The 25,915-nt window shown below is 40.3% G+C and carries 25 protein-coding genes and 1 other annotated feature; of the genes, 24 read left to right on the top strand and 1 reads right to left on the bottom strand.

Annotation, left to right across the window (positions count from 1 at the left end):
• Positions 1 to 9: 9 nt before the first annotated feature.
• The 3 genes from prmA (at position 10) to mtaB (ending at position 3,371) form a co-directional block, all read left to right on the top strand.
• Positions 10 to 945, top strand: a complete 936-nt coding sequence (gene prmA / locus BMX30_RS03020; RefSeq protein ID WP_090741076.1) for a 50S ribosomal protein L11 methyltransferase — start codon at positions 10 to 12, stop codon at positions 943 to 945.
• A 321-nt stretch (positions 946 to 1,266) separates the two neighbouring features.
• The gene (locus BMX30_RS03015; protein WP_090741074.1) at positions 1,267 to 2,019 is read left to right on the top strand and encodes a 16S rRNA (uracil(1498)-N(3))-methyltransferase; all 753 of its coding nucleotides are present in this window, start codon (positions 1,267 to 1,269) and stop codon (positions 2,017 to 2,019) included.
• 5 nt (positions 2,020 to 2,024) lie between these two features.
• A complete protein-coding gene (gene mtaB, locus BMX30_RS03010) occupies positions 2,025 to 3,371 on the top strand; it encodes a tRNA (N(6)-L-threonylcarbamoyladenosine(37)-C(2))-methylthiotransferase MtaB (RefSeq protein ID WP_090741831.1) in 1,347 nt (448 codons plus the stop codon).
• 605 nt (positions 3,372 to 3,976) lie between these two features.
• Here mtaB and BMX30_RS03005 read toward each other — a convergent pair.
• Positions 3,977 to 4,909: a Na/Pi symporter gene (locus tag BMX30_RS03005; protein ID WP_090741072.1), complete on the bottom strand. Its 933-nt coding sequence runs from the start codon at positions 4,907 to 4,909 to the stop codon at positions 3,977 to 3,979.
• Between the two features lie 200 nt (positions 4,910 to 5,109).
• Here BMX30_RS03005 and rpsU point away from each other — a divergent pair, with 200 nt between their 5' ends.
• The 21 genes from rpsU (at position 5,110) to rpoD (ending at position 25,880) form a co-directional block, all read left to right on the top strand.
• Positions 5,110 to 5,283 carry a 30S ribosomal protein S21 gene (gene rpsU, locus BMX30_RS03000; RefSeq protein ID WP_090741070.1) on the top strand — a complete coding sequence of 58 codons (174 nt, stop codon included), beginning with the start codon at positions 5,110 to 5,112 and terminating at the stop codon, positions 5,281 to 5,283.
• A gap of 16 nt (positions 5,284 to 5,299) precedes the next feature.
• Positions 5,300 to 5,746 (top strand): GatB/YqeY domain-containing protein, encoded by a 447-nt coding sequence (locus BMX30_RS02995; protein ID WP_090741068.1) that lies wholly within the window; start codon positions 5,300 to 5,302, stop codon positions 5,744 to 5,746.
• A gap of 199 nt (positions 5,747 to 5,945) precedes the next feature.
• Complete coding sequence (locus tag BMX30_RS02990) at positions 5,946 to 7,265, top strand: NfeD family protein (protein WP_425283731.1); 1,320 nt, start codon at positions 5,946 to 5,948, stop codon at positions 7,263 to 7,265.
• A gap of 22 nt (positions 7,266 to 7,287) precedes the next feature.
• Entirely contained in the window at positions 7,288 to 8,289 is a 1,002-nt protein-coding gene (gene floA / locus BMX30_RS02985) for a flotillin-like protein FloA (RefSeq protein WP_090741066.1), read from the top strand.
• Positions 8,290 to 8,322: 33 nt separating this feature from the next.
• Positions 8,323 to 8,817, top strand: a complete 495-nt coding sequence (locus tag BMX30_RS02980; protein WP_090741064.1) for a hypothetical protein — start codon at positions 8,323 to 8,325, stop codon at positions 8,815 to 8,817.
• 117 nt (positions 8,818 to 8,934) lie between these two features.
• Complete coding sequence (yqfC, locus tag BMX30_RS02975; protein ID WP_090741061.1) at positions 8,935 to 9,219, top strand: sporulation protein YqfC; 285 nt, start codon at positions 8,935 to 8,937, stop codon at positions 9,217 to 9,219.
• A gap of 15 nt (positions 9,220 to 9,234) precedes the next feature.
• Positions 9,235 to 10,428 (top strand): sporulation protein YqfD, encoded by a 1,194-nt coding sequence (yqfD, locus tag BMX30_RS02970; protein ID WP_090741059.1) that lies wholly within the window; start codon positions 9,235 to 9,237, stop codon positions 10,426 to 10,428.
• Positions 10,425 to 11,393: a PhoH family protein gene (locus tag BMX30_RS02965; protein ID WP_090741058.1), complete on the top strand. Its 969-nt coding sequence runs from the start codon at positions 10,425 to 10,427 to the stop codon at positions 11,391 to 11,393. The genes yqfD and BMX30_RS02965 overlap by 4 nt, the downstream gene beginning before the upstream one ends.
• Positions 11,394 to 11,577: 184 nt before the next feature.
• Entirely contained in the window at positions 11,578 to 13,752 is a 2,175-nt protein-coding gene (locus BMX30_RS02960) for an HD family phosphohydrolase (protein WP_090741056.1), read from the top strand.
• The gene (ybeY, locus tag BMX30_RS02955) at positions 13,749 to 14,219 is read left to right on the top strand and encodes an rRNA maturation RNase YbeY (protein WP_090741054.1); all 471 of its coding nucleotides are present in this window, start codon (positions 13,749 to 13,751) and stop codon (positions 14,217 to 14,219) included. Before BMX30_RS02960 ends, ybeY begins: the two co-directional genes overlap by 4 nt.
• Positions 14,197 to 14,595 (top strand): diacylglycerol kinase family protein, encoded by a 399-nt coding sequence (locus BMX30_RS02950; RefSeq protein WP_090741052.1) that lies wholly within the window; start codon positions 14,197 to 14,199, stop codon positions 14,593 to 14,595. The genes ybeY and BMX30_RS02950 overlap by 23 nt, the downstream gene beginning before the upstream one ends.
• A gap of 186 nt (positions 14,596 to 14,781) precedes the next feature.
• Positions 14,782 to 15,180, top strand: a complete 399-nt coding sequence (locus tag BMX30_RS02945; protein ID WP_090741050.1) for a cytidine deaminase — start codon at positions 14,782 to 14,784, stop codon at positions 15,178 to 15,180.
• Positions 15,173 to 16,084 carry a GTPase Era gene (gene era / locus BMX30_RS02940; RefSeq protein ID WP_090741048.1) on the top strand — a complete coding sequence of 304 codons (912 nt, stop codon included), beginning with the start codon at positions 15,173 to 15,175 and terminating at the stop codon, positions 16,082 to 16,084. The genes BMX30_RS02945 and era overlap by 8 nt, the downstream gene beginning before the upstream one ends.
• A gap of 176 nt (positions 16,085 to 16,260) precedes the next feature.
• A complete protein-coding gene (locus tag BMX30_RS02935) occupies positions 16,261 to 16,404 on the top strand; it encodes a YqzL family protein (protein ID WP_090741046.1) in 144 nt (47 codons plus the stop codon).
• Positions 16,405 to 16,435: 31 nt separating this feature from the next.
• Entirely contained in the window at positions 16,436 to 17,188 is a 753-nt protein-coding gene (gene recO / locus BMX30_RS02930) for a DNA repair protein RecO (protein WP_090741044.1), read from the top strand.
• Between the two features lie 109 nt (positions 17,189 to 17,297).
• Positions 17,298 to 17,471, top strand: a binding site (T-box leader).
• An 86-nt stretch (positions 17,472 to 17,557) separates the two neighbouring features.
• A complete protein-coding gene (glyQ, locus tag BMX30_RS02925; protein WP_090741042.1) occupies positions 17,558 to 18,448 on the top strand; it encodes a glycine--tRNA ligase subunit alpha in 891 nt (296 codons plus the stop codon).
• Positions 18,441 to 20,513, top strand: a complete 2,073-nt coding sequence (glyS, locus tag BMX30_RS02920) for a glycine--tRNA ligase subunit beta (protein ID WP_090741040.1) — start codon at positions 18,441 to 18,443, stop codon at positions 20,511 to 20,513. Before glyQ ends, glyS begins: the two co-directional genes overlap by 8 nt.
• Positions 20,514 to 20,598: 85 nt before the next feature.
• On the top strand, positions 20,599 to 21,231 hold the full coding sequence (ccpN, locus tag BMX30_RS02915) for a transcriptional regulator CcpN (protein ID WP_090741038.1): 633 nt from the start codon (positions 20,599 to 20,601) through the stop codon (positions 21,229 to 21,231).
• Positions 21,232 to 21,256: 25 nt separating this feature from the next.
• Entirely contained in the window at positions 21,257 to 22,081 is an 825-nt protein-coding gene (locus tag BMX30_RS02910; RefSeq protein ID WP_090741036.1) for a pyruvate, water dikinase regulatory protein, read from the top strand.
• Positions 22,082 to 22,894: 813 nt separating this feature from the next.
• Complete coding sequence (dnaG, locus tag BMX30_RS02900) at positions 22,895 to 24,709, top strand: DNA primase (protein WP_090741034.1); 1,815 nt, start codon at positions 22,895 to 22,897, stop codon at positions 24,707 to 24,709.
• A 40-nt stretch (positions 24,710 to 24,749) separates the two neighbouring features.
• Entirely contained in the window at positions 24,750 to 25,880 is a 1,131-nt protein-coding gene (gene rpoD / locus BMX30_RS02895; RefSeq protein ID WP_090741032.1) for an RNA polymerase sigma factor RpoD, read from the top strand.
• Positions 25,881 to 25,915 lie beyond the last annotated feature (35 nt).

The raw sequence follows: 25,915 nt of genomic DNA, 5'->3' as shown, positions 1-25,915 counted from the left end.
CGAGTTTTTATGAAATGGTCTGAAATCGGCATATTAACTACAAATGAAGCGGTTGAGCCGATCTCTAATATATTGCATGAGGCAGGAGCTAGCGGGGTCGTTATTGAAGACCCGTTAGATCTAGTAAAAGAGAGGGAGGACCAATTCGGAGAAATCTATCAACTCAATCCAGAAGATTACCCTGAGGAAGGTGTAATTGTAAAAGCCTATCTTCCCGTTAATAGTTTTTTAGGGGAAACTGTCGATGAAATAAAATTAGCAATTAATCAGCTCTCCGCCTATAATATTGATCTTGGTGAAAATAAAGTATCACTCAATGAGGTTCATGAAGAAGAGTGGGCGACGGCTTGGAAAAAATATTATAATCCTGTGAAAATCTCGGAAAAGTTTACGATTGTTCCAACATGGGAGGAGTATACCCCCGTCTCTAGTGATGAGTTAATCATTGAACTAGACCCAGGCATGGCATTTGGGACAGGAACACATCCGACTACTGTCTTATGTATTCAAGCACTCGAACGAACAGTTAAGTCAGGTGATCGAATTGTAGATGTTGGAACAGGTTCAGGTGTGCTTAGCATTGCTGCGGCCAAACTTGGTGCTGAGAAGGTTGAGGCACTCGACCTTGACGAAGTGGCTGTCCATGTTGCAAGAGAAAATGCAGAACTCAACAAAGTGCAGGACGTCGTTGATATTCGCCAAAACAACCTACTTGAGGGTGTTGAAGGCGAAAAGGATATTGTCGTCGCGAATATCCTTGCAGAGGTTATTCTTCGATTCGTAGATGACGCAAAAAAAATTGTTAAAAAAGATGGATACTTTATTTCTTCAGGAATCATTGAGCAGAAGAAAGATGTAGTCAAGGATGCGATTCTGAAAGCGGGCTTCACGATTGAAGAAACAATCGTGATGGAAGATTGGGTTGCCATTATCGCTAAAAATTAATTTATGGGGAAAGGGGTATTTCTCAATCCCCTTTTTTCTTTTTGTAAAGACTGTCTTCGTACGTTTGTTGCATTGTAAAGTGGGTCGTTGATTTCCTCTCCAGGATGCTCGCTTTCCGCGGGGCGGGCGATGAGCCTCCTCGGCGCCTCGGCGCCGAGGCGCCTGTGGGGTCTCATCTGTCCCGCTGCTCCCGCAGGAGTCTCGCACCTTCCGCTCCAATCAACTTATTTTTTTACACTCTGTAAAAGCAACATGATTTTGGATAACAGTCTGGAAAAATGAAAATGAACTCTTATCTAATAACTAAGGGATGGTGCAAGAATGCAGCGCTATTTTGTGAATGGGCCTTCTTCTGACGATGGACGTTTTCATATCTTTGATGATGATTACCATCATATTGTCAGGGTTATGAGGATGAAGGAAGGCGATCAAGTTATTTGTGTTTCTCCGAATGGAGAAAGTGCACTTTGCGAAATTGCAGAAATTACCGCTGAACAAGCAGTCGCTAACATTGTAGAATGGTATAAGGAATCTTCCGAGCTTCCTGTTCAAATTACAATTGCGAGCGGACTGCCCAAAGGGGATAAACTCGAGTGGATCATCCAAAAAGGGACTGAGCTCGGGGCCTTTGGATTTGTCCCTTTTGTTGCAGCTCGCTCTGTAGTTAAATGGGATGAGAAGAAAAGCAACAAAAAAGTTGACCGCTGGCAAAAGATTGCTAAAGAAGCAGCGGAACAATCACACCGTAACCATGTACCCGAAATTACTGCGCCCAAAACGTTTAGGGATTTAATTGACCTTGGGGCTAGCTTTGATTATAAAGTAATTGCATACGAGGAAGAGGCAAGGCAAGGGGAGGCGTCCGTCCTTTCTGAAGTGTTAAGAAAGATTCAGCCAAAGCAATCATTGTTAGTTGTATTTGGCCCTGAAGGCGGTTTGACTGGTAAGGAAACGGAAACTCTTCGAGCTCAAGGATTCCTTTCCTGCGGTCTAGGCCCCCGTATTTTAAGGACAGAAACTGCACCGCTTTATTTGCTCTCTGCAGCGTCCTACCATTTTGAATTAATGAGGTGAAAATGATGGCTACAGTTGCATTCCATACACTTGGCTGTAAAGTAAATCATTATGAAACAGAGGCAATCTGGCAATTATTTAAGGAACAGAACTATGACCGTGTTGAATTTGAATCTAGCGCGGATGTTTATGTTATCAATACATGTACAGTAACGAACACTGGAGATAAGAAGAGCCGACAAGTGATTCGTCGTGCCGTTCGGAAAAACCCAGATGCGGTAATTTGCGTAACTGGTTGTTATGCTCAAACTTCTCCAGCTGAAATTATGGCGATTCCTGGAGTGGATATCGTTGTTGGAACCCAAGATCGGGTGAAAATGCTAGAATACATTGAACAATATAAAATAGAGCGTCAACCTATTAATGGCGTGCGAAACATTATGAAAAACCGTGTCTATGAAGAATTAGATGTTCCTGCGTTTACAGACAGAACGAGAGCATCCCTTAAGATTCAGGAAGGGTGCAATAACTTTTGCACATTCTGTATTATCCCTTGGGCTCGTGGCCTAATGAGATCTCGTGACCCGCAGGAAGTCATCCACCAAGCTCAGCAGCTTGTTGATGCAGGATATAAGGAGATTGTACTGACTGGTATTCATACAGGTGGCTATGGAGAAGACATGAAGGATTATAATCTTGCTTCTTTGCTTACAGATCTTGAAGCGAAAGTAGTAGGACTAAAGCGCCTACGAATTTCATCCATCGAGGCAAGTCAAATTACCGATGAAGTCATTGAGGTTATTGATAAATCCAATATCATTGTGCGCCATTTGCACATCCCAATCCAATCAGGGTCTAACACTGTCTTAAAAAGAATGCGTCGGAAATACACGATGGAGTTTTTTGCAGAGCGTCTAACACGCTTAAAGGAAGTCCTTCCAGGGCTCGCTGTTACCTCTGATGTCATCGTTGGCTTCCCAGGTGAAACTGAAGAAGAGTTTATGGACACTTATAACTTTATTAAGGAACATAAATTTTCTGAGCTTCATGTTTTCCCTTACTCAAAACGGACAGGTACTCCAGCAGCCAGAATGGAAGACCAAGTGGATGAAGACGTCAAGAACGATCGTGTTCACCGCCTAATTGCACTCTCTGATCAACTGGCGAAGGAGTATGCTTCACAGTTTGAAAACGAAGTCCTTGAAGTGATTCCCGAAGAGGAATTCAATGATAAACCTGGTCATTATGTTGGATACACGGATAATTACCTAAAAGTTATTTTAGAAGCAACAGAAGATATGGTTGGCAAAATCGTTAAAGTTAAACTAACGAAGGTCGGATATCCATATAACGAAGGGCAGTTTGTCCGAGTGATCGAAGAGGACATCGTTACAGAGAAAGCAGCAATCTAGTAAAATGCTGTGTTGTAAGGCGAGGGGCTAGGCATTGGAGCTTGACAGGCTCCCGGACTGCCCTAAGATCCGCAAAGTGTCTCGAGCGGAAATCAACCTACTTGTAATTGAGCCAAATAAAAAGGAATTGCTGAATATGGCAATTCCTTTTTAATTTGGGCTGTTTGCGTAAAGATTGTCGTTAAAATTCTAAGCTAACTTGCCACAGCTCTTTTAAAAAAAGTTCATGTCGTTAATTATGTAACCAGCTATAGAAAAATAAGGGGAGATTTTTCCCTTAAATGCAGATTAGGGCCCTACTTTAGTGAAATAAGGGGAGATTTTCCTCTTATACAAGGCAAAATCACCTATTTTGACGTTTTCGTGTTAAATAAGGGGAATCTCTCCCTCTATTTAAGGGGTTTTCAGTGCTATTTATTATTTTAGGGGAATTTTTCCCTCTATTTATCATCGAAATGCCTAGCCTATCCCTTTACCGATACGATTGACCTCTCTAGTCCCAGATCTTTTTTCTCACAACAATTGGAGGCTGTTTTTCTGGTTATATAGATAACCTAGACACATAGTACCAGCTTAACAAGCAACAATGGTTGAGAAAAGAGCCTTTATTTTACCTGTTCCTTCCCATGAAAATAGATAATCAACTTCCCAAATCGATCAGCAAATGGTAGTACCAGAATGGAAGAGACAATATTAAATATAACGCTAGCATGGGCAAGTTGGACTTCAACTCTTTCAGCTGTTAAAGGAGCGATTGAAGAATAATCATTTATAAACGGTAAAAAAGCTAAAGTTCCAGCTAGATTCAGCCATAGATGAGCATAAGCTGTCAGTCTAGCTTCTTTTCCTGCACCTGCGGATGCCAACAACGCAGTTGCGCATGTACCAATATTGGCTCCAAGCATAGCAGTAAGAGCCGAGGCAAACTCAATGGTACCTTCTGATAAAAACCCCATAAGGATTCCGGACATCGCTGTGCTAGATTGAATAATAGCCGTTAAAACTGTTCCTGCTGCCAGACTTAGGAATAGACTATGGTTTAACTGTTCAAGGGTGTGTTCCACAATTGGGAGAGAAGTTAACGGCACAGCAAGATATGAAAATCCCCGCATCGCTGCAAATACTGCTGCCATCCCAAAAGAGATTCTTCCTATATTTTGTGATCGTTCGTTACTCAGTACCATCAGTGCTGCTCCGATGACCGCAAGGGGAACTATGAAGATATCAATATTAATGGTTATTATCTCAAGTGTAAAAGTTGTTCCAATGTTAGACCCGAGTATAATTCCAATTGATTGACGAAAGGTAAGCATACCGGCACTTATCAATCCAATTGTGAGGACCATGACAGCTGAACTGCTGTGGAGAAGTGCTGTAACAATCGCGCCCGCTAAGAGGCCTTTTAATGGGGTCCCCGTCATTCTTGCGAGCCAATCCTTCATTGAATCTGCTGACAGGCTGAATAGCCCTTTTCTAAGCATCATCATTCCTAAAAGAAAAATGCTGACAAAAAGTATAAACATCGTTAAATAAATCATTGACTCCACCCTTTCATTCTATATCTATGAAAACAGAGGGTGGACATGCCAGAATTTTGAGAATAAAAATCTTGAGATAAATATTAAATCTAAACACGAAATTCAGTTGACCTAACTTAACTGTTATATTATAATTGCAAAGTACATGGTATCCATGTGTTTTAATGTAAGTGTGTTGTGTTCGGAGGGAGGGAAAGAGAATGTCTAAAACTGTTGTTCGCAAAAACGAATCGCTTGAAGATGCTCTTCGACGCTTCAAAAAAACTGTATCAAAATCTGGTACAATTCAAGAAGCTAGAAAGCGCGAATTCTATGAAAAGCCTAGTGTAAAGCGTAAGAAAAAGTCTGAAGCTGCTAGAAAACGCAAGTTCTAAGAGAGGGTGGAATCATTTGAGTCTTCTCGAGCGTTTAAATAAAAATATGGTCCAAGCGATGAAGAACAAGGAAAAAGACAAACTCATGACAATTCGGATGTTGAAGTCTTCCTTGCAAAACGAAGCTTTTAAGCTCGGGAAGCAGGAGTTGTCCGAAGAGGAAGAGTTGACCGTACTTTCTCGCGAAATGAAACAACGCAAAGATTCCCTCCAGGAATTTGAAAATGCAGGTCGTGATGACCTTGTAGAAAAATTGCGAATGGAAATCACCTATGTTGAAGCCTATTTGCCCAAGCAGCTTAGCGAAGAGGAATTAACAACTATTGTTAAGGAAACAATCGCTGAAACCGGGGCATCTACAAAAGCTGAGATGGGAAGAGTAATGGCCGCAATCATGCCTAAAGTAAAAGGAAAGGCTGACGGCTCACTCGTTAACAAACTTGTACAACAACACCTTTCATAAAAAAAGTGAGCACAGGCCGTAAGCATTTTGCTTACGGCTTTTTAATATGTTCATAACATGGATACTTATGATACGATTTAACTATACATATTAATTTGGTGTCCCATTGTATAAACTAATAAAAGTTTATGAAACTATCGGGGCATGATAAACGTAATACAGGAAGCCGCTTAATAAGTTAATGAGAGGGGGGTGGATTTTGAAATTAAGTCGGATCTCGATTATATTTTTCATGGTTATTGGGTTTGCTGTCATGAGTACTCCTGTACATACAGCGGCACAAGGTGAAACGGTTTATGTTGTTCCGGTGAGTGCTACAGTTGAAAAAGGTCTTTTTGCTTTTTTAGAAAGAGCTGTTTCTGAAGCCGAGGCCGATAATGCTTCTGCCATTATTTTTGATGTGAATACTCCTGGCGGTGCCGTAGATGCGGCGGGTGATATTGGGAAACTGTTTACTTCAACGGACATCCATACAGTTGCTTTTGTGAACAAGCAAGCATTATCTGCAGGGGCCTTTATATCGTTAAATGCCGATGAGATTTATATGGTGCCTGGTGCTGTTATGGGTTCCGCGGCTGTCATCGACCAAGCAGGGAACGCGGCAGATAAAAAGGCGCAATCATTCTGGCTTGCAGCGATGCGTAGTGCAGCACAGGAATCAGGACGTGACCCGATTTATGCTTTAGCAATGGCTGATGAGAATGTGGATTTACCTGATTACGGTGCAGGCAAAGGTGAACTGTTAACACTGACGACTGAGCAGGCATTAGAGGTTGGCTACTCTGAAGGGACAGTTACAAACCTAGAGAATTTAATTGATGTCCTAGGGTACGAAGACCCTGTGATCAAAACTGTTGAGGAAAGCTTTGCAGAGAAATTGGCCAGATTTATTACTCATCCCGTAGTCGTGCCGATTCTGATGTCAATTGGCAGCCTGGGATTAGTACTAGAGCTATATTCTCCTGGCTTTGGGTTACCTGGCTTTATGGGGATATCCTCTCTTCTTCTCTTCTTTTACGGTCATTTGGTGGCGGGACTTGCCGGGTATGAGGCAATCATTCTTTTTGCTATAGGTATTGGTTTGATGATTCTTGAATTCTTTGTGCCAGGTGGTATTTCGGGAATTATCGGGTTTATTGCTATTATCGCAAGCTTTTTCCTTGCTTCTGGAAATATTGTCCATATGGGAATTTCCCTGTTAATTGCGCTTGTCTTGTCTGTGCTTGTTTCAATCCTGATGGTAAAGGTGTTGGGAAAAAAGATGAAATTTTTCAGGAAAATTATTTTAACTGATTCTACAAATACTGAAAGCGGGTATGTTTCCAACAATCACCGGACAGATTTGATTGGCCTTGAGGGAACTACGCTTACCGCACTTAGACCGTCAGGAACAGTCCAGGTTGGCGATGAACGAGTAGACGTGGTAAGTGAGGGTAGCTTCATTCAAAAGGATAAAAAAGTAAAAATTGTAAAAACGGAAGGATCTCGAATTGTCGTTCGAGAAATTTCTGAGCAATAATTATTAGATCGGAGGAAAATGTATGGTTTTAACTACTAGCACAATCTTTGTATTAGTTGCAGTTGTAATAGGTTTAATACTGCTTAGTGTTTTATTTACGTTTGTACCCGTTATGCTGTGGATTTCAGCATTAGCTGCTGGCGTACGAGTGAGTATTTTTACATTAATTGGGATGAGGCTTCGTCGGGTTATCCCGAGTCGAGTTATTAACCCGTTAATTAAGGCTCATAAAGCTGGGCTAGGTGTTACTACGAATCAACTTGAGAGTCACTATCTAGCCGGAGGGAATGTAGACCGCGTTGTTAATGCGTTAATTGCTGCCCACCGCGCCAATATTGAACTTACATTTGAAAGGGCAGCAGCCATTGACCTTGCAGGTCGTGATGTTCTTGAAGCTGTCCAGATGAGTGTAAATCCAAAAGTGATTGAGACTCCTTTTATTGCCGGTGTGGCAATGGATGGAATTGAAGTAAAGGCGAAAGCACGTATTACTGTAAGAGCAAATATCGATCGACTTGTCGGGGGAGCAGGAGAAGACACAATTGTTGCCCGTGTTGGTGAAGGGATTGTCTCGACGATTGGTTCTTCTGTTAATCACAAAAAAGTGTTGGAAAACCCTGATATGATCTCGCAAACTGTTTTATCAAAAGGACTGGATGCAGGAACAGCGTTTGAAATCCTCTCGATTGATATCGCCGATGTTGATATCGGTAAAAATATTGGGGCAGAATTACAAACTGAACAAGCTGAAGCTGACAAGAAAATTGCTCAAGCTAAGGCGGAAGAGCGTCGTGCAATGGCCGTAGCTCAAGAGCAAGAAATGAAGGCTCGTGTTGAGGAAATGAGAGCGAAGGTAGTCGAGGCAGAAGCAACTGTACCGTTGGCGATGGCGGAAGCGTTAAGAGAAGGAAATATGGGTGTAATGGATTACATGAATATACAAAATATCTCTGCCGATACCGATATGAGAGATTCGTTTGGTAAACTTTCTGGCGGTAAAAAAGACGGGAAAAAGGATGAATAAAAGCGATTCTAGATGTGAAAGGGGGTAGCTTAGATGGAATTTATATTTGAAAATCCCATTTTACTGTTCCTCCTTATTGGTTTGATCTCCAGCCTTTTCAAAAAGGTGAAGGGAGAGCAGGAGCAACAGCCGAAAAGGCCCATACGCCCTGAACAGCAAGGACCTGCATCACATTCGGAGGACCCCATGTCTGCAGAACCTTTTCAACCGATGAGGACCGAAAGGCCAGAGTCGGAAAAACCTATAAATGAATGGGAACCTAGTAGTGTTCCGGAAAATCCTTTTATTGATATTCAAAAAAAATATCAAGAGCGACGGGAGGCGGCTGCCCATCCTCCGGCTACGAAACAGAGAGATGAGTCTCCCCAACCTGCAGTACAGGTTCAGAAGGACAAGGACGAAATAACTGATGGAATATCCATAGATTTAAGCCCTGAGGCAGACCGTTTACTCGAAGGAATCGCTTGGGCGCAAGTGTTAGAGCCACCTAGGTCACGTAACCCGTACCGTACGGCAAGGCGGAGGTAGGAGAGTGTGCTCTGTCTAATTAGCCCCTAGCCGTGTACAAGTGCTTTTCTAATGAAAAAGAAGTGCTAGAACCCCTTTTCAACTCATACATATGAGATGAAAGGGGGTTCTTTTTTTATGGCAAAAAAATGGAGCCAGCTTATACGTAATTGGATGACTCAGAGAATGGATCTTCCACCAGATGTCATGATGGACCTCCCCCGAATTACTATGGTTGGTCAAATCCATATCTATATTGAAAACCACCGTGGATTATTGGCTTTCTCTGATAGGGAGGTTAGGCTGCTTCTTGAACAAGGGCAGCTGCTTGTTAAGGGGAAGGCGTTTGTCATAAAGACGATTTTGCCAGAAGAGATCCTACTTGAAGGAAAAATCGACCAAGTGATATATATCAATGAATGATTCAGGAGGAAGGGCATGAAAAATCAGTGGATAAATCATTTCGTTGGAATCGTTAGAGTTAAAGTGACTGGCAAAGGGATTGAACGATTTTTAAACCAGTTAACAAGAAAAGAAATTCTTATTTGGAATGTAAAAAGACATGGGACAGAAGCAATCACATTTCAAATTAAAGTGACGGATGTAAAAAAGCTTAGGGGACCTGCTAGAGAAGGGGAATGTAAAATTCGGTTTATCGAGAGGGCAGGTGGCCCTTTCTTTTTAAGGAGGGTATGGACAAACAGTGGGTTTTTATTCGGGGCTGTTGCCTTTCTTATTCTTTTCTTAATCCTATCAAACATGGTTTGGGGAATTGAAATTAAGGGAGCAAGTCCAGCTACCGAGTATCAAGTTCGCAAAGAATTAGACGAAATGGGAGTGAAAATCGGAAAGCCCCATTTTACCATTGAAAATGTAGATGTTATTCAAAAGGAACTTACTGATAAGGTAAAAGCATTAACTTGGGTAGGTGTCGAGTTGCAAGGGACTACATACCATTTCCAGGTGGTCGAGAAGGAAGAACCTGAAAAGCCTGAGCTATATGATGCTCAGAACCTTATTGCCAAAAAGAAGGCAACAATCGTTAAGATGTTTGTTGAAGAAGGTGAGCAAGTTGTAGCTATTAATGATACGGTTAAAAAGGGACAATTACTGGTTTCAGGCTTAATCGGCAATGAAGAGGAAAAAAAGGCGGTAGCGGCCAGAGGTGAGATTCTGGGAGAGACGTGGTATAGATCCCAGGTAGAACTCCCCTTAGAATCAACGTTTCAAGTATTTAGTGGGGAAGAAAGGCGTAAGTACTATTTAAATATTGCTAATACTGAAATACCATTTTGGGGATTTGGGGAGCATAAGTTTAAAGAATTTGAAATTGAGGCAAATGATCACCGATTAAAACTGTTTAAATGGGAACTTCCGATCACGATTGGGACAAGGACGATCCGTGAAAGGGAAGAGGTCAATCGAACTTATACAGAAAAGGAAGCAATAAAAAAAGCAACCGATTTAGCAAGAAAGGATATAAAAAGTCAGATTCCTGAAGATGCTACTATTAAAGGGGAAGAGATTTTACATCAGTCAATAAACAATGGTAAAGTAAAATTATCAATTCTTTTTCAAATAGTTGAAGATATAGCAGAAGGCCAACCAATAATCCAAGGAGACGAAGAATGACTCAAGATTTAAAAACAATGGAAGTCCAACTAGTAAATCATGATGAAGCAATCGCGTTGTTTGGGAACTCTGACGCAAACCTTAAAGCGGTTGAAAAAGAACTAGGTATCTCGGTGGTAACCAGAGGTGAATCCGTGAACCTTTCAGGTCCTCCTGAAAAGGTTGAATTAGCAAAGAATGTTCTTGAAAAGCTCATGGGTGTTGTGAAAAAAGGAATTAATATAAGTGAAAGAGATGTCATTTATGCTGTTCAAATGGCAGAAAAAGGTACACTTGACTATTTCAATGATCTTTATGACGAAGAGATTGCCAAGAATTCAAAACAAAAGCCAATACGGGTTAAAACACTTGGACAAAGATACTATATAAACGCAATTAAAAGTCATGACTTAGTTTTTGGGGTTGGTCCAGCTGGGACCGGGAAGACCTACCTTGCAGTTGTGATGGCTGTTAATGCACTTAGAAATGGGAATGTAAACAAAATCATCTTGACACGTCCAGCTGTAGAGGCAGGAGAAAGCCTCGGCTTTCTCCCTGGCGATTTAAAGGAAAAAGTTGATCCCTACTTACGACCGTTGTATGATGCCTTGCATGATATCTTGGGAATGGAACACACTCAAAGGTTAATTGAGCGAGGGACTATTGAAATTGCCCCCCTTGCCTATATGCGGGGAAGAACATTGGATGACGCCTTTGTAATTTTAGATGAGGCGCAAAACACGACCCAAGCTCAAATGAAGATGTTCCTTACAAGGCTTGGATTCGGTTCGAAGATGGTGATTACCGGAGACCAGACTCAGGTCGATCTACCTAGAGGAGTTAAGTCGGGTTTAATCATGGCTGAGAATATTCTTAACGGGGTTAACGGAATATCCTTTATCCATCTAGGGCAATCAGACGTTGTCCGCCACCCTCTAGTCGCTCGAATTATTCGTGCATATGAGAAAAATACGGAAGAGAAATAGTCTGTCCATTCGGGCAGGCTATTTCCTTAGGAGTAAAAAACGCTTTAGACCAAGTTATGTATCCTGGGTATCCTAGAATGGAGATGAAAGTTCGCAAAAAAACTGTTATGATGTAAAATAATGAAGGTTTATAATAAATTTATCTTATGTTCTAGCTGTGTCGGGACGGGAAAGGAGGTATGGAATGGAAAAGTTGCAACGCTCTATGACGTCTATCCTTAACTTATTAAACATTAGGTTATTCCGGATTTTATTATTTCTTATCCTTGGGCTGGTCATGTTTTTATCCATGTATAGCAATGTGAAACCGGAAAAGTTGAACTTAACCTTGTTTTCAATTGCTAATCAGACAATCCGTTCCCCGATTACCGTCGAAGATAAAGCGAATACAGCAAGGAAGAAACAGGAAGCTATAGACCAGGTGCAAGATGTATACACGGTGAAAAAGGAATATACACAAAACCAAGTTGATCTAATTACGTCTATTTTTGATTCAGTAACTGAAGTAAATAGCGAAATGGAGAAAGAATTTAGTGAATCTGAAGATGCGAACTCAGAAGTTGCCGAGAACCAAAATACGTCTGAGATTGTAGATGAGAAGCTCTCTAGGGTAAAAGGAAAGCTTACATCGGGTGTGACAGATGAAGTCTCTAATCAAACATTCACGGCGATGATTCAGGCCCACCCGGATGATCTTGCAATTGCCCAAGATTTAACGGTGACAGCTGTAAATAATGTGATGAGTAATCGCATTCCTGCTGATGGTGTGGAGAATGCCAAGAAACGAGTGGAAGAGGAATTAAAATACACTAGTTTAGATGCTGGTGTAAAAAAGGCTATTATCGAATTAGGACGTTTCGCGGTCATTCAGAATGAGTTCTATGACCCGAAAGCTACTGAAGACCTCAGGCAACAGGCAAGTGATGGGGTGGAAACAGTTAAAATCCTAGAAGGCCAAATTATAGTTGAAGAAGGACAGTTAATTAGCAGGGAGTTGTACCAAAAACTAGAGCTGGCAGGTCTCTTAGACAATGAAAACTCAGTCAGGCCCTTTGTTGGTCTTGCGATGCTGATTTTTATCATTATTTGCTCGTTGTTTTTCATTTTTGATGAGATGGGCAGGACGGAAAACAGGCAAAAACAGCTTTTAATCTTTAGTATTATTTTTATTACTGCTTTATTAATTATGAAGCTCTTGAGCCTATTTACTGAGTTTGAGTACTCGGAGATTGGTTATGTTTTCCCTGCTGCAATGGGACCGATGTTGATTAAGATTCTTATTAATGAACGCTTGGCGATCTTTCAAGCGGTAATTCTTGGGATATCTGGAAGTATTCTCTTCAATCAAGGAATTACCGGAACATTGAATGTGATTGTGGCTATCTACATTATTGCTAGTGGCTTAGCAGGGATTCTTTATCTTAGACAACAGAACCAGAGGGCTAAGATCCTTCAAGCAGGCTTATTTGTTTCCATGGTAAATCTTTTTGTTATCATTGCGCTTGTTTTATTACGGAACAGCCAATACTCAGGGATTGAGTATGGAATAAATTTGTTGATTGCCTTCTTGTCGGGAATAACCTCAGCTGTATTAACAATCGGTCTTCTTCCATTCTTTGAGGCTGGATTTGGGGTGTTATCGACAATGAAGTTAATCGAACTATCAAATCCAAATCATCCATTATTGAGGAAGATTTTGACGGAAGCTCCGGGTACCTATCATCATAGTGTGATGGTTGCAAACCTAGCGGAGTCCGCCTGTGAGGCGATTGGTGCGAATGGACTATTGGCGAGGGTAGGATGTTACTACCATGATATCGGCAAGACGAAACGGCCACAGTTCTTTATTGAAAATCAAATCAATATAGAGAACCCGCATGATAAATTGCCTCCATTGACCAGCAAGAATATCATCATCGCCCATGCAACAGACGGTGCTGAGATGCTTAGAAAAAATAGAATGCCAAAAGAAATTGTAGATATTGCTGAGCAACATCATGGCACAACCCTGTTAAAGTTTTTTTATCATAAAGCAAAACAGGATGGAAATGAACCAAAAGAATCAGATTACCGCTATCCAGGCCCTAGAGCACAGACGAAAGAAATTGCAATTATTGGCATAGCTGATAGCGTTGAAGCGGCGGTCCGCTCCATGTCCAATCCAACTCACGAACAGATTGAGGCACTCGTAAAAAATATTATTTCCGACAGGCTTCAAGACGGACAGTTGAATGATTGTGACATAACGTTAAAGGAGCTTGATACAGTTGGCGAATCCTTTTGTGAGACCTTAAAAGGTATTTTCCATTCTCGCATTGAGTACCCAGAAATGACAAAACAGAAGGTGAAGCAGGCATGAGTTTGGAAATTGACATTTTTGATGAAGTAAAAGAGTTTAGTGAAGAGCACTTAAAGGAATTAGAAAACCTTTTAAATTTTGCTGCAAGTAAAGAGATGGTTGAACCTGGTAGTGAGGTATCGGTTACGTTCGTAACGGATGAAAGAATTCATGAAATCAATCGGGAATATCGTGACAAAGACCGACCTACAGATGTCATCTCCTTCGCGTTGGAAGAAACTGGTGAAGGGGAGATGGAAATAATTGGGGCAGATATTCCTCGTGTGCTTGGCGACATTATCATCTCTACGGCGAAGGCTAGGGAGCAAGCTGATGAATATAACCATTCATTTATGAGGGAAATTGGATTTCTTCTTGTACATGGTTTCTTGCATTTACTAGGATACGACCATGAAACAGAGGAAGATGAGAAGATTATGTTCTCAAGACAAAGGGAAATATTAGATGAGTATGGGCTCACACGATAAAAGTAATCGGAAAAAACATCGATTTATTCACTCATTTTACTATGCCATATCTGGAATCGTAGTGGCAGTCAAGGCAGAGCGAAACATAAAAATTCATCTCACTTTATCAGGCGTGGTGATTATTTTTGGATTCAGCCTTTCAATCACGCTGATGGAATGGTTAGTTGTTCTAATAATGGTTGGGGGAATGCTTGCTGCAGAAATGATGAACAGTGCGATTGAGAGGGTTGTTGATCTTGTAACAGAAGATTACCATCCTTTAGCAAAACAGGCTAAGGATATCGCGGCAGGAGCTGTGTTGTTTTTTGCCATCACATCTGTTTTGATTGGTTTATTAATATTTGGACCAAGACTTATCGATTTATTTTTACATTAGCTGTCCTTCTGGGCAGCTTTTAGTAACTTGTGCTTTATTGAAACTGCCTATTAAAGTAGGTTACAATTAAGAGCATCTAAGAATAGGTGTATATTTTTAGAAAATTTAAAATTTTTAACTTTTTTTCGTTAATAACAGTGAAATTAACATCAAAGTAAGGTAAAATAGTGGAAAGGAAGTTATTAAATGGATGTTAGAATGTTGATTGAAGAAGCAACAAAAGCAAGAGATAAGGCCTATGTTCCATACTCAAAATTTCAAGTCGGTGCTGCTTTGCTTACAGAGGATGGAAAGGTATATCATGGGTGTAACATTGAAAATGCCGCTTACAGCATGTGTAACTGTGCGGAGAGAACGGCTATCTTTAGCGCTTTCGCACAAGGAGACCGTAAATTTAAAGGTCTTGCCGTCATTGCTGATACAGATCGCCCTGTTTCTCCGTGTGGAGCTTGCCGCCAGGTGATTTCAGAACTATGTCCGAAAGACATGAGGGTGACTTTGACCAATTTAAAAGGCGATACATTAGAATTAACGGTTGAGGATTTACTCCCAGGCGCTTTTTCACCGGAGGATTTAAATGAATAAAGACAAAGATTATAAATCAGGTTTTATATCTATAATTGGCAGACCTAACGTCGGGAAGTCGACCTTTTTAAACAGAGTTGTTGGTCAGAAAATTGCCATCATGAGTGATAAGCCACAAACGACTCGTAATAAGGTTCAAGGCGTGCTAACTTTAAATAACGCACAGATGGTATTCATTGATACGCCAGGTATTCATAAGCCCAAACATCGACTTGGGGATTTTATGATGAAAGTTGCGCAAAATACCCTTAAGGAAGTCGACCTCGTCTTGTTTATGGTTAACGCTGAGGAAGGGTTTGGTCGTGGAGAGGAATTTATTGTTGAAAAGCTAGAAAACACTCGGACCCCAGTGTTTCTAATTATTAATAAAATTGACCTTGTTCACCCCGACCAACTTCTGAAAATAATAGACGGGTATAAAGAAAAGTTCGATTTCAAAGAAATTATTCCTATTTCCGCACTTGAGGGGAATAATATTGAAACACTTTTGGGTCAAATCAAAGCTTACTTGCCTGAAGGGCCACAATATTATCCTGCGGATCAAGTAACAGACCATCCTGAACGATTCATCGTATCGGAATTGATTAGGGAGAAAGCGCTTCATTTAACACGTGAAGAGATTCCCCACTCCTTAGCGGTCATGATTGAAAAAATGGAACGAAATCCAGAAAAAAATAATGTCCATGTTATGGCTACAATCATAGTGGAACGAGATTCCCAGAAGGGCATTATCATCGGTAAACAAGGTAGTATGTTAAAAGAGATTGGCAAACGTGCAAGATTGGATATCGAAAATTTACTTGGAAGCAAAGTGTTTCTGGAATTATGGGTTAAGGTCCAAAAAGACTGGAGAAATAGAGCATCACATCTTCGTGATTATGGGTTTAGGGAAGATGAGTATTAAGTAGAGTTGGTGCTTTTTTTAAAGCCCTAATTAATTTATTAGATGTAGACATGAATTATGCATACAACCGTTTTACAATATTTGTGTCACATGAAAAATGGATTGACAGGCTATGATAATGTTAAGGATTTGGGATTGAAATTGCTAGTATCGAATTAATGAAAGGTGGGGTTTCGATGTTGGATTTTACCTGGAAGGTCTTCTCTCAAACAGGTAACATTGACACATATCTGCTCTTTAAGGAATTGGAGCAGGAGACACGAGAAATACCCGAAAATCAGGAGGAAGAACTAGCGCAAATGGATTTTCCCCTCTCATAGATTTGTCTCCCCTCAATGGATGGTGAGGTTGATGCTGGAAAAATGTGAAGGCATCGTTATTAGAACTACAGATTATGCTGAAACAAATAAAATCGTTACGTTATTTACAAGAGAATGGGGGAAGGTTGGAGTAATGGCAAGAGGGGCGAAAAAAACAAACAGTCGCCTAACTGCTGTCACCCAACCTTTTACTTATGGATATTACTTAGTTCAAAGAGGAAGAGGCCTTGGTGGATTGCAACAAGGGGAAATCATTTCGTCGATGCGGAGCATTCGCGAGGATATCTTTTTAACTGCTTACGCTAGTTATGTAATCGATCTAACCGATAAAAGCACCGAAGAAAAAAAGCCCAATCCTTTCTTGTTTGAACTTCTGTTGCAAACGTTGCAATATATGAATGAGGGTTATGATTTGGATATACTCGTTCATATTTATGAGATGAAAATGTTGAATGTCTTAGGTTTATATCCTGTATTAGATCATTGTGTAAATTGCGGTAGTACTGAAGGGAGTTTTGCCTTTTCAATTAGAGAAGGAGGTCTTCTTTGCCATCGCTGCGTTGGAATGGACCCTTATCATTATAAGATTACTCCTGCTACTGTTCGACTACTAAGATTGTTCTATTTATTGGACCTCTCAAGGCTTGGTAATATTTCCGTAAAACCTGAAACAAAGGCAGAATTGAAAAAGGTCATTAATGCTTATTACGAGGAATATTCAGGACTGCATTTAAAAACAAAAAAATTCTTAAATCAGTTGGATAGTTTTAAAGACAAGCTTTAGGTTACTCGTTAAAATGGTTATTGAAATCCTAAAGCATCTTAAATTAGAGAAAAGAGCCTTAAATATTGACAACTGTTTTGGTTTTCGCTATGATTCTTATTAAATTACATATGTTGCATTGAAGGAAAGGAGTAGCTAACCTTATCTGTAAAAGCGAACTCGGGATGGTGTAAGCCGAGGTACGGAGGATTAGTGAATGGCGTTCCGGAGTAACTTTATTTTAAAGAGGCTGTAAATGATTACAGCAATTAGGGTGGAACCGCGGGTAACTCTCGTCCCTATGCTATTTAGGCATAGAGGCGGGAGTTTTTTATATGTCTGCTGGTTTTTGCCTGAAAACGAATATATTTGGAGGTGTTATTACAAATCATGAATATCCAAAATATGATTTTAACTTTGCAGAAACACTGGTCTGAACAAGGTTGTATCCTTATGCAAGCCTACGATGTAGAAAAGGGAGCAGGAACGATGAGTCCCTATACTTTCCTAAGGGCGATTGGGCCTGAGCCTTGGAATGTGGCGTATGTTGAACCGTCAAGGCGCCCAGCAGACGGTCGATATGGTGAGAATCCCAATCGATTATACCAACATCATCAATTCCAGGTGATTATGAAGCCATCGCCAGATAATATCCAAGAACTATACCTTGATTCTTTAAAGGCCTTGGGAATAAACCCACTCGAACATGATATTCGTTTTGTGGAAGACAACTGGGAAAACCCATCCCTTGGTTGTGCTGGACTCGGATGGGAAGTTTGGCTTGACGGTATGGAAATCACGCAATTCACTTATTTTCAGCAAGTAGGTGGTCTTGAGTGTAAGCCAGTTTCAGTTGAAATTACATACGGAATCGAGAGGCTTGCCTCCTATATTCAAGATAAGGAAAACGTCTTTGAATTAGAATGGACAGAAGGCTTTACGGTGCGGGATATCTTTGGTCAGCCGGAGTACGAACATTCTAAATACACATTTGAAACATCTGACCCAGAGATGCTCTTTAATCTATTTAGCATTTATGAAAAAGAGGCCCATCGACAAATGGAGGTCGGACTTGTTCACCCAGCATATGATTATGTTCTAAAGTGTTCTCATGTCTTTAACATTCTTGATGCTAGGGGAGCGATTTCTGTTACAGAGAGAACCGGATATATCGGTCGATGCCGCAACCTAGCAAGAAAAGTAGCAAAAACGTTCTATGAAGAAAGGGAGAAATTGGGCTTTCCAATTTTAGGGAGAAAGGAGGCGGCGGAACATGAGTAAGCGTCATTTATTAGTAGAAATTGGGCTTGAAGAAATGCCGGCTAGATTTATTAACGATTCAATAAGCCAACTGGCAGAGAAATTAAAAGCCTGGTTATCTAACAAAAATATTGAATTTAATGAGATAAAACTATATTCCACTCCCCGACGATTAGCAGTGCTTATTACAGACGTAGCAGAGAGCCAAGAAGATAATCATGAGGAAGCCAAGGGGCCAGCTAAAAGAATAGCTCTTTCTGCTGATGGGACTTGGTCAAAGGCAGCGGAAGGGTTTACCCGTGGGCAAGGAATGACGGTTGAAGATATTTATTTTAAGGAAATTAAAGGCGTTGAATACGCTCATGTTAAGAAGTTTATCGAAGGACAAGAAACGGTAAATTTATTGCCAGATTTAAAAAATATTATTACAGGCTTAACCTTCCCAAAGAATATGCGCTGGGCTAATGAAGAGCTCCGCTATATTCGACCAATCAAATGGATCGTTGCCATGTTTGGAAACGAGACAATTCCTTTTTCTATTACGGGTGTCGCCTCTAATAATATAACGATGGGTCATCGATTCCTTGGTGAAGAGGTGGAAATTACTTCGCCGGAGAACTATGAAGCGGATTTGCTGAACCAATATGTAATTGTCGATGCGGACAAAAGGAAAAAAGCTATTCTTTCACAAATCGAGAATATTGAACAAGAGAATAACTGGACAATTCCAGTCGATGAGGATCTACTAGAAGAAGTCAATAATCTCGTCGAGTATCCAACCGCATTATTTGGTAAGTTTGAACAGGAATTTCTAGAAATCCCAGAGGAAGTTTTGATCACCTCTATGAAGGAGCACCAAAGATATTTCCCAGTAAAATCGAAGAATGAAGAACTGCTTCCGTATTTTGTTACAGTCAGAAATGGTGATCACCTTCATCTTGATAAGGTAGCTCGTGGGAATGAAAAGGTCCTTCGCGCCAGATTAGCTGATGCAGCATTTTTCTATAAAGAAGATCAGAAACAATCGATTGAAGCTTCAATGGCCAAGCTTAAGAACATCGTTTATCACGAAGATATTGGGACGCTTGCTGTTAAAACAGAGCGCGTAAGAAAACTAGCAAGCCTAATCAGTGAACGCATTGGACTGGATACGGATGCTCGTGCAGTTGTTGACCGTGCTGCTGAAATCAGTAAGTTTGATTTAGTCTCTCAAATGGTTTATGAATTTCCAGAACTACAGGGAATCATGGGAGAAAAATATGCATTGCAAAAAGGTGAGAAACCGGCGGTAGCTCGGGCAATCAATGAGCATTATATGCCTAGGAATGCTGAAGATGGAACAGCTGAAAGTGACGCAGGAGCAGTTGTAGCAATTGCTGAGAAACTGGATACCATTACTTCATTCTTTGCTATTGGTGTGATTCCAAGTGGATCCCAGGATCCATATGCCCTAAGAAGACAAGCGTTAGGTGTAGTTCAAACGCTTGTTAACAAGAATTGGAATATTTCACTTGAAATTCTAATAGGTCTATCTTTAGATCTTGTCAATGAAGCGGAAATCTCTAAACGAGATAGTGAGGAAATATTCAAGGAGCTTTATCACTTCTTTAATATGAGGATGAAGCACCTCCTTCAGGAACAAGGTGTCCGTTATGACTTGATAGATGCCGTTCTTGGAAGTGGGTTACGAAACATCCCTGGTTTACTTGAGAAAGCAAATGTTCTTCAAATGAAAAAGGATGAACAAGGATTTAAGGAGAGCATGGAATCGCTTAGCCGGGTAGTGAATATCGCCAGTAAAGCAGAGGTAATGGGAGATATCAATCCTGAACTATTTGAAAATGAGGATGAGAATGTTCTTTATGCAAAGTATTTAGATGCTGCAAAAACGGAAGAAACAGGGATTGATGCATTTGAGTTTTATCAATTGTTAGTCTCGTTAGGTCCTGTCATTAATGGTTATTTTGAGCGAACAATGGTTATGGCAGAAAATCAAGAAGTCCGGGCGAATCGCCTCAACCAGATGAGCGCTCTTGCTACCTTAATTATGAAATTTGCTAAGGTGAACGATATTAACGTTAAATAATTGAGGAAAGTACCTATTTTTGTTTGATAGGTGCTTTTCCACAGTTTTTCAATATTGATCGGACTAAATATGGTCCAGTTAGGCGGTGAGGACAATCGAACTGAATAAACGCCAGGAACAAATATTGGAAATTGTTAAGGGGAATGGCCCGATAACAGGGGAGCAGATTGCTGATCAACTTAACCTGACACGAGCTACTTTGAGACCTGATCTAGCCATATTGACGATGGCTGGCTATCTTGATGCTAGACCGCGTGTAGGCTATTTCTATACCGGTAAAACTGGGACACAACTATTGACTGAAAATCTAAAAAAAATTCATGTAAGGGATTACCAGTCTATTCCTGTTGTGATCTCAGCAAATGTGTCAGTATACGATGCGATTGTATCCATGTTCCTTGAGGATGTGGGGACGTTATTCGTTACAGATCAATCTGGTTGTTTAGCAGGCGTGTTATCTAGGAAAGACCTTTTAAGGGCAAGCATTGGAAAGCAGGAACTTACAGCCGTTCCAGTCAACATCATTATGACAAGGATGCCAAATATTACGGTATGCGAAAAAGATGATTTATTAATTGAGGCAGCAAAAAAATTAATTGATAAGCAGATTGATGCCTTGCCGATTGTGAAGGAAACAGAAAAAGGACTAGAAATCGTCGGAAGATTGACGAAAACAAATGTAACTAAGGCGTTTGTTGCTTTAGCGAATGACGAATAGGATTTAACTAGGAGCTGGTATTTCAATGGATAAGATGCCGATAATCTATGTTGTCTCCGATTCTGTGGGTGAGACGGCAGAACTTGTAACAAAAGCAGCAGTTAGCCAATTTAAAAAAACGGAACTGACAATTAAACGTTTTCCATTTGTAGAGGATACATCAAATGTGGATGAGGTCATTTCTCTCGCAAAGCAAGACGGTGGGATGATTGCTTATACACTTGTAAGACCAGAGATTAGTGGGTATATGAAAACAGCCGCTGAGCGAGCAGGAGTCATTAGTTGCGACATTCTTGGTCCCCTTATGAACCAGATTCAACTTCAATGCGGCGAGACGCCGTTATATGAACCAGGCTTAGTTCATAAACTAGATGAGGATTATTTTAAAAAGATTGAAGCGATTGAATTTGCTGTAAAGTACGATGATGGGCGAGACCCGCGTGGAATACTTAAGGCAGATATCGTCCTCGTTGGGGTTTCTAGAACATCGAAGACTCCTTTGTCGCAGTATTTAGCCCATAAACGTTATAAGGTAGCAAATGTCCCAATTGTTCCTGAGATTGATCCACCGGAAGAATTATTTCTAGTGCCAAAGGAGAAGTGTTTTGGACTTCGGATTACCTCGGAAAAGCTGAATCAGATTAGGCAGGAACGATTAATTTCCCTTGGGCTTAACCAGAAGGCCATCTATGCAAATATCGATCGGATTAAAGAGGAGATTGATTATTTCGATTCCATTGTTGAAAAAATTGGCTGCCCGGTAATCGATGTAACCAATAAAGCGGTAGAGGAAAGTGCGAATGTAATTATGAACATTATCCTTAAAAAAACTTCTCTCAATAATAAATAAGAATCAACTTAAATGAAGAATAGCACATATGAGAATGTGCTATTCTTTTTGAGCAACAAAGTATATTTAAAAATTTTCGTAAAAGATTGTTGTTAAAATCTAAAAGCCGATTTTAACGTAAGCTAAGCTAATTTAGTAAGTTTGTAAGCTCTTTTCTCAATGTGGATCGCCATTTTGCTCTGTAACGATGCTCAAGTCGTCTTACTTTTATATCCAAAGGGAACAAAGTTTAAGAAAAGAGCCTAAAAAAATGATAGCAAATTTGGATTTCTTGTACTATAATAAAAAATTGTGATAAAAATACACAAGATTAGGTTTAGACTTGACTATTTACGAATAAACTATTTATTGTTACATGTCAAGGTTTGAGGTGAGGGAAATTTCGACAAAAACTGATTTGAAAAAATCCTCTTACTAAAGAAGGAATATACGGAGTGATGTAGAATTACTAGTTATGAATTAAATTCTTTGACAGTTTTTGTCGATGCAGATTCCTGTCCAGTTAAGAATGAATGATTCAACTTACTTCGTCGTTTCCTGTAGAGCTTGTTTTTGTCGCTTCCAATGCACATATGCAAAATAACGTTTCTTCTGAAAGATGGGTTTATGTTTTGTCTCCACGGGGAATTTTATTTGAAGAAAAAGAAAGCGCCTCGACATCTTTCAGCAAAATGCTAAAAGACGAGGAGACTACGGAAGAGGACCAAAACCTTTCAGTGAAAAAGTTCGGGAAAATTTTGTGCAGGAATTGACGAGGGCTTTGTCGAAATTTCTAGTGAGAAATGAAAAGCGATAATAAATGGAGTAATGCTCATGGCAGAAAGGATTGCCGAAGAAAAAATTAACGAAATCCGACAGGCGGTTGATATCGCCGATGTCATTGGTGATTATGTCCAGCTGAAGAAGCAAGGGCGGAACTACTTCGGTCTTTGCCCATTTCATGGTGAGAACTCCCCTTCCTTTTCTGTTTCACCCGAAAAGCAAATTTATCATTGCTTTGGTTGTGGTGCCGGAGGGAATGTGTTTTCTTTCCTAATGGAAATCGATGGGCTAAACTTTCAAGAAGCTGCTGTAAAACTTGCTGATCGTGCAAATATTCAGCTAGAGTTTGACGCATCGTTATCTTTGAAGAGGAAGGCAATTCCTGAAAATTTTCGTCAGATGGTAGAAGCACATGAGTTGCTGAGAAAGTTTTATCATCACCTGTTAATGAATACAGATGAAGGTCAGCATGCTCTAGAATATCTGACAAACAGGGGATTTTCAAAGGAATCTATCGAGAAGTTTCAGATTGGATATGCACTCCCATCTTGGGAATTTGCCAGCAATCTTCTCCAAAAAAGAGGGTTTGCCCTAGAACAGATGGAAAAGGCCGGATTGGTCATTAAACGGGAGAGAGACGGAACATATTTTGATCGGTTCCGAAACAGGATTATGTTCCCTATTTCTGACCATCAAGGGAATACCATTGCGTTTTCGGGGAGAGCTCTTGAGGATGAAGAACCCAAATACTTAAATAGCCCTGAAACACCAATCTTTAATAAAAGTAAAATCTTGTATAACTTTCACTTAGCACGTCCTATAATCCGTAAGCATCAGAATGTTGTCTTATTTGAGGGATTTGCAGATGTAATTGCAGCTGATCGTGCAGGGGTTGAAAACGGCGTTGCCACAATGGGAACATCCTTAACCTCTGAGCATATTTCAACATTGAAAAAGAATGCTCAAACCGTTACGGTTTGCTATGATGCAGATAAAGCTGGGATTGAAGCTGCACAGCGAGCGGCTTTAATGCTTGATCAAGCTGGATGTACTGTAAAAGTAGCCCAAATGCCTGAAGGGCTTGATCCAGATGATTATATTCGGAAATATGGTGAAGAAAAATTCAAAGCTGATGTAATTGGATCGAGTTTAACCCTTATGGCGTTTAAACTCCTTTACTATCGGCGAGGGAAAAACCTTCAAAATGAAGGAGATCGCCTTCAATATATCGAAGAAGTATTAATTGAAATCAGTCGACTAGATAAAGTAGTCGAAAAGGACTTTTATATTAGACAGCTAGCGAATGAGTTTTCACTTTCCTTGGATGCGTTAAAGCAGCAAGTGAACCAAAGGGGAAGTTCAACGCCGCAAGCTAGAAAAGTAAGCTCCAATACCTCTCCTCCTGAGGCTAAGCCTTTTTCGGTGGTAAGGCAGGCAGGGCTTAGGCCAGCTTATTATGAAGCGGAACGACGTCTCATTTCACATATGCTAAGAGATAGTGAAATGGCATATAGAGTACATGACCTGCTGCAAGGCAATACTCTAAATATTGATGAACACCAGGCAATCATTACTTATTTAATAGGGTTTTATGAAAAAGGCTATGAGCCAGATCTTAATGGGTTCTTAAATTATCTTGAAGATAATAAGCTAAAAAGGATTGTAGCAGACATCGGAATGATAACACTCAACGAAGAGATTGGTGATCAGGAATTAACTGATTATATCAAGCAGGTGTTGAAATATCAAAAGATGTTAAAAATAAAAGCTAAAGAAGTTGAACAAAAGGAAGCAGAACGACAAAGCGATTTTTTACGTGCAGCCACTATCGCAATGGAAATTATCCAGCTGCGTAAGTCATTATAATTTGTAAAATGTGTTTGTGATTTTGGAAGGAGGGGTACATATGGCTGAAAAGTCCACCCATTCTAAAGAGGTTGAGCCAGAAGTTACCTTAGATCAAGCGAAAGAATTATTAACGGAACTAGGAAAAAAAACCGGTGTCCTCGCTTATGATGACATTGCCGAGAGATTATCAAGTTTTGAATTAGATTCAGACCAAATGGATGAATTTTACGAATTCCTTGGTGATCAAGGGGTTGAACTAGTTGGTGACAATGATGAGGATGTAGATCCTGCTGTTAAGGAACTAGCCAAGGAAAGTGATGAAGAATTTGATCTTAATGATTTAAGTGTTCCCCCTGGCGTAAAGATTAACGACCCAGTAAGAATGTACTTAAAAGAGATAGGAAGAGTTGATCTTCTTTCAGCAGAAGAAGAAATCAAGCTTGCCACAAGAATCGAAAAAGGTGACGAAGAGGCGAAAAGACGTCTTGCTGAAGCAAACCTTCGTCTAGTCGTTAGTATTGCAAAACGCTATGTCGGCCGTGGAATGCTCTTCTTAGACCTGATTCAAGAAGGAAATATGGGTCTTATCAAAGCAGTTGAAAAGTTTGATTACCGTAAAGGTTTCAAATTTAGTACTTATGCAACTTGGTGGATTCGTCAGGCCATTACTAGAGCAATTGCAGACCAAGCAAGAACAATTCGGATACCGGTTCATATGGTTGAAACCATCAATAAACTAATTCGTGTCCAGCGTCAATTATTGCAAGACCTAGGTCGCGAACCGACACCTGAAGAAATTGCAGAAGATATGGACCTTACCCCTGAAAAGGTACGAGAAATTCTTAAGATTGCTCAGGAGCCTGTTTCTTTAGAAACCCCTATTGGAGAAGAAGATGACTCTCACCTAGGAGATTTTATTGAAGACCAAGATGCTACATCTCCATCTGAGCATGCTGCATATGAACTGCTTAAAGAGCAACTTGAAGATGTATTAGATACGTTAACTGATCGTGAAGAGAATGTATTAAGATTGCGCTTTGGTCTTGATGATGGCCGCACTAGAACGCTTGAAGAAGTGGGTAAAGTATTTGGTGTCACCCGAGAGCGTATCCGCCAGATTGAAGCTAAAGCACTTAGGAAGTTAAGACATCCTAGCCGTAGCAAACGCTTGAAAGACTTCTTAGAATAGATTTCATAAGGATAATTTACTTTTAAAAGTGAATT

The sequence above is a fragment of the Mesobacillus persicus genome, assembly GCF_900109925.1.
GTDB classification, from domain to species: domain Bacteria; phylum Bacillota; class Bacilli; order Bacillales; family Cytobacillaceae; genus Mesobacillus_B; species Mesobacillus_B persicus.
The sequence above is the reverse complement of the archived record's forward strand: the minus strand, read 5'-3'. Positions and strand labels throughout refer to the sequence as shown.

What these genes read in the sequence shown, in the direction of transcription:
- BMX30_RS02935 (WP_090741046.1), top strand. Translation starts at nt 16,261, where the DNA reads ATGTTGGATTTTACCTGGAAGGTCTTCTCTCAAACAGGTAACATTGAC.
- rpsU (WP_090741070.1), top strand. Translation starts at nt 5,110, where the DNA reads ATGTCTAAAACTGTTGTTCGCAAAAACGAATCGCTTGAAGATGCTCTT.
- BMX30_RS02910 (WP_090741036.1), top strand. Translation starts at nt 21,257, where the DNA reads ATGGATAAGATGCCGATAATCTATGTTGTCTCCGATTCTGTGGGTGAG.
- BMX30_RS02945 (WP_090741050.1), top strand. Translation starts at nt 14,782, where the DNA reads ATGGATGTTAGAATGTTGATTGAAGAAGCAACAAAAGCAAGAGATAAG.
- ybeY (WP_090741054.1), top strand. Translation starts at nt 13,749, where the DNA reads ATGAGTTTGGAAATTGACATTTTTGATGAAGTAAAAGAGTTTAGTGAA.
- era (WP_090741048.1), top strand. Translation starts at nt 15,173, where the DNA reads ATGAATAAAGACAAAGATTATAAATCAGGTTTTATATCTATAATTGGC.
- rpoD (WP_090741032.1), top strand. Translation starts at nt 24,750, where the DNA reads ATGGCTGAAAAGTCCACCCATTCTAAAGAGGTTGAGCCAGAAGTTACC.
- glyS (WP_090741040.1), top strand. Translation starts at nt 18,441, where the DNA reads ATGAGTAAGCGTCATTTATTAGTAGAAATTGGGCTTGAAGAAATGCCG.
- dnaG (WP_090741034.1), top strand. Translation starts at nt 22,895, where the DNA reads ATGGCAGAAAGGATTGCCGAAGAAAAAATTAACGAAATCCGACAGGCG.
- glyQ (WP_090741042.1), top strand. Translation starts at nt 17,558, where the DNA reads ATGAATATCCAAAATATGATTTTAACTTTGCAGAAACACTGGTCTGAA.
- BMX30_RS02965 (WP_090741058.1), top strand. Translation starts at nt 10,425, where the DNA reads ATGACTCAAGATTTAAAAACAATGGAAGTCCAACTAGTAAATCATGAT.
- yqfC (WP_090741061.1), top strand. Translation starts at nt 8,935, where the DNA reads ATGGCAAAAAAATGGAGCCAGCTTATACGTAATTGGATGACTCAGAGA.
- mtaB (WP_090741831.1), top strand. Translation starts at nt 2,025, where the DNA reads ATGGCTACAGTTGCATTCCATACACTTGGCTGTAAAGTAAATCATTAT.
- yqfD (WP_090741059.1), top strand. Translation starts at nt 9,235, where the DNA reads ATGAAAAATCAGTGGATAAATCATTTCGTTGGAATCGTTAGAGTTAAA.
- BMX30_RS02980 (WP_090741064.1), top strand. Translation starts at nt 8,323, where the DNA reads ATGGAATTTATATTTGAAAATCCCATTTTACTGTTCCTCCTTATTGGT.
- BMX30_RS03005 (WP_090741072.1), bottom strand. Translation starts at nt 4,909, where the DNA reads ATGATTTATTTAACGATGTTTATACTTTTTGTCAGCATTTTTCTTTTA.
- BMX30_RS02950 (WP_090741052.1), top strand. Translation starts at nt 14,197, where the DNA reads ATGAGTATGGGCTCACACGATAAAAGTAATCGGAAAAAACATCGATTT.
- floA (WP_090741066.1), top strand. Translation starts at nt 7,288, where the DNA reads ATGGTTTTAACTACTAGCACAATCTTTGTATTAGTTGCAGTTGTAATA.
- BMX30_RS03015 (WP_090741074.1), top strand. Translation starts at nt 1,267, where the DNA reads ATGCAGCGCTATTTTGTGAATGGGCCTTCTTCTGACGATGGACGTTTT.
- prmA (WP_090741076.1), top strand. Translation starts at nt 10, where the DNA reads ATGAAATGGTCTGAAATCGGCATATTAACTACAAATGAAGCGGTTGAG.
- BMX30_RS02960 (WP_090741056.1), top strand. Translation starts at nt 11,578, where the DNA reads ATGGAAAAGTTGCAACGCTCTATGACGTCTATCCTTAACTTATTAAAC.
- recO (WP_090741044.1), top strand. Translation starts at nt 16,436, where the DNA reads ATGCTGGAAAAATGTGAAGGCATCGTTATTAGAACTACAGATTATGCT.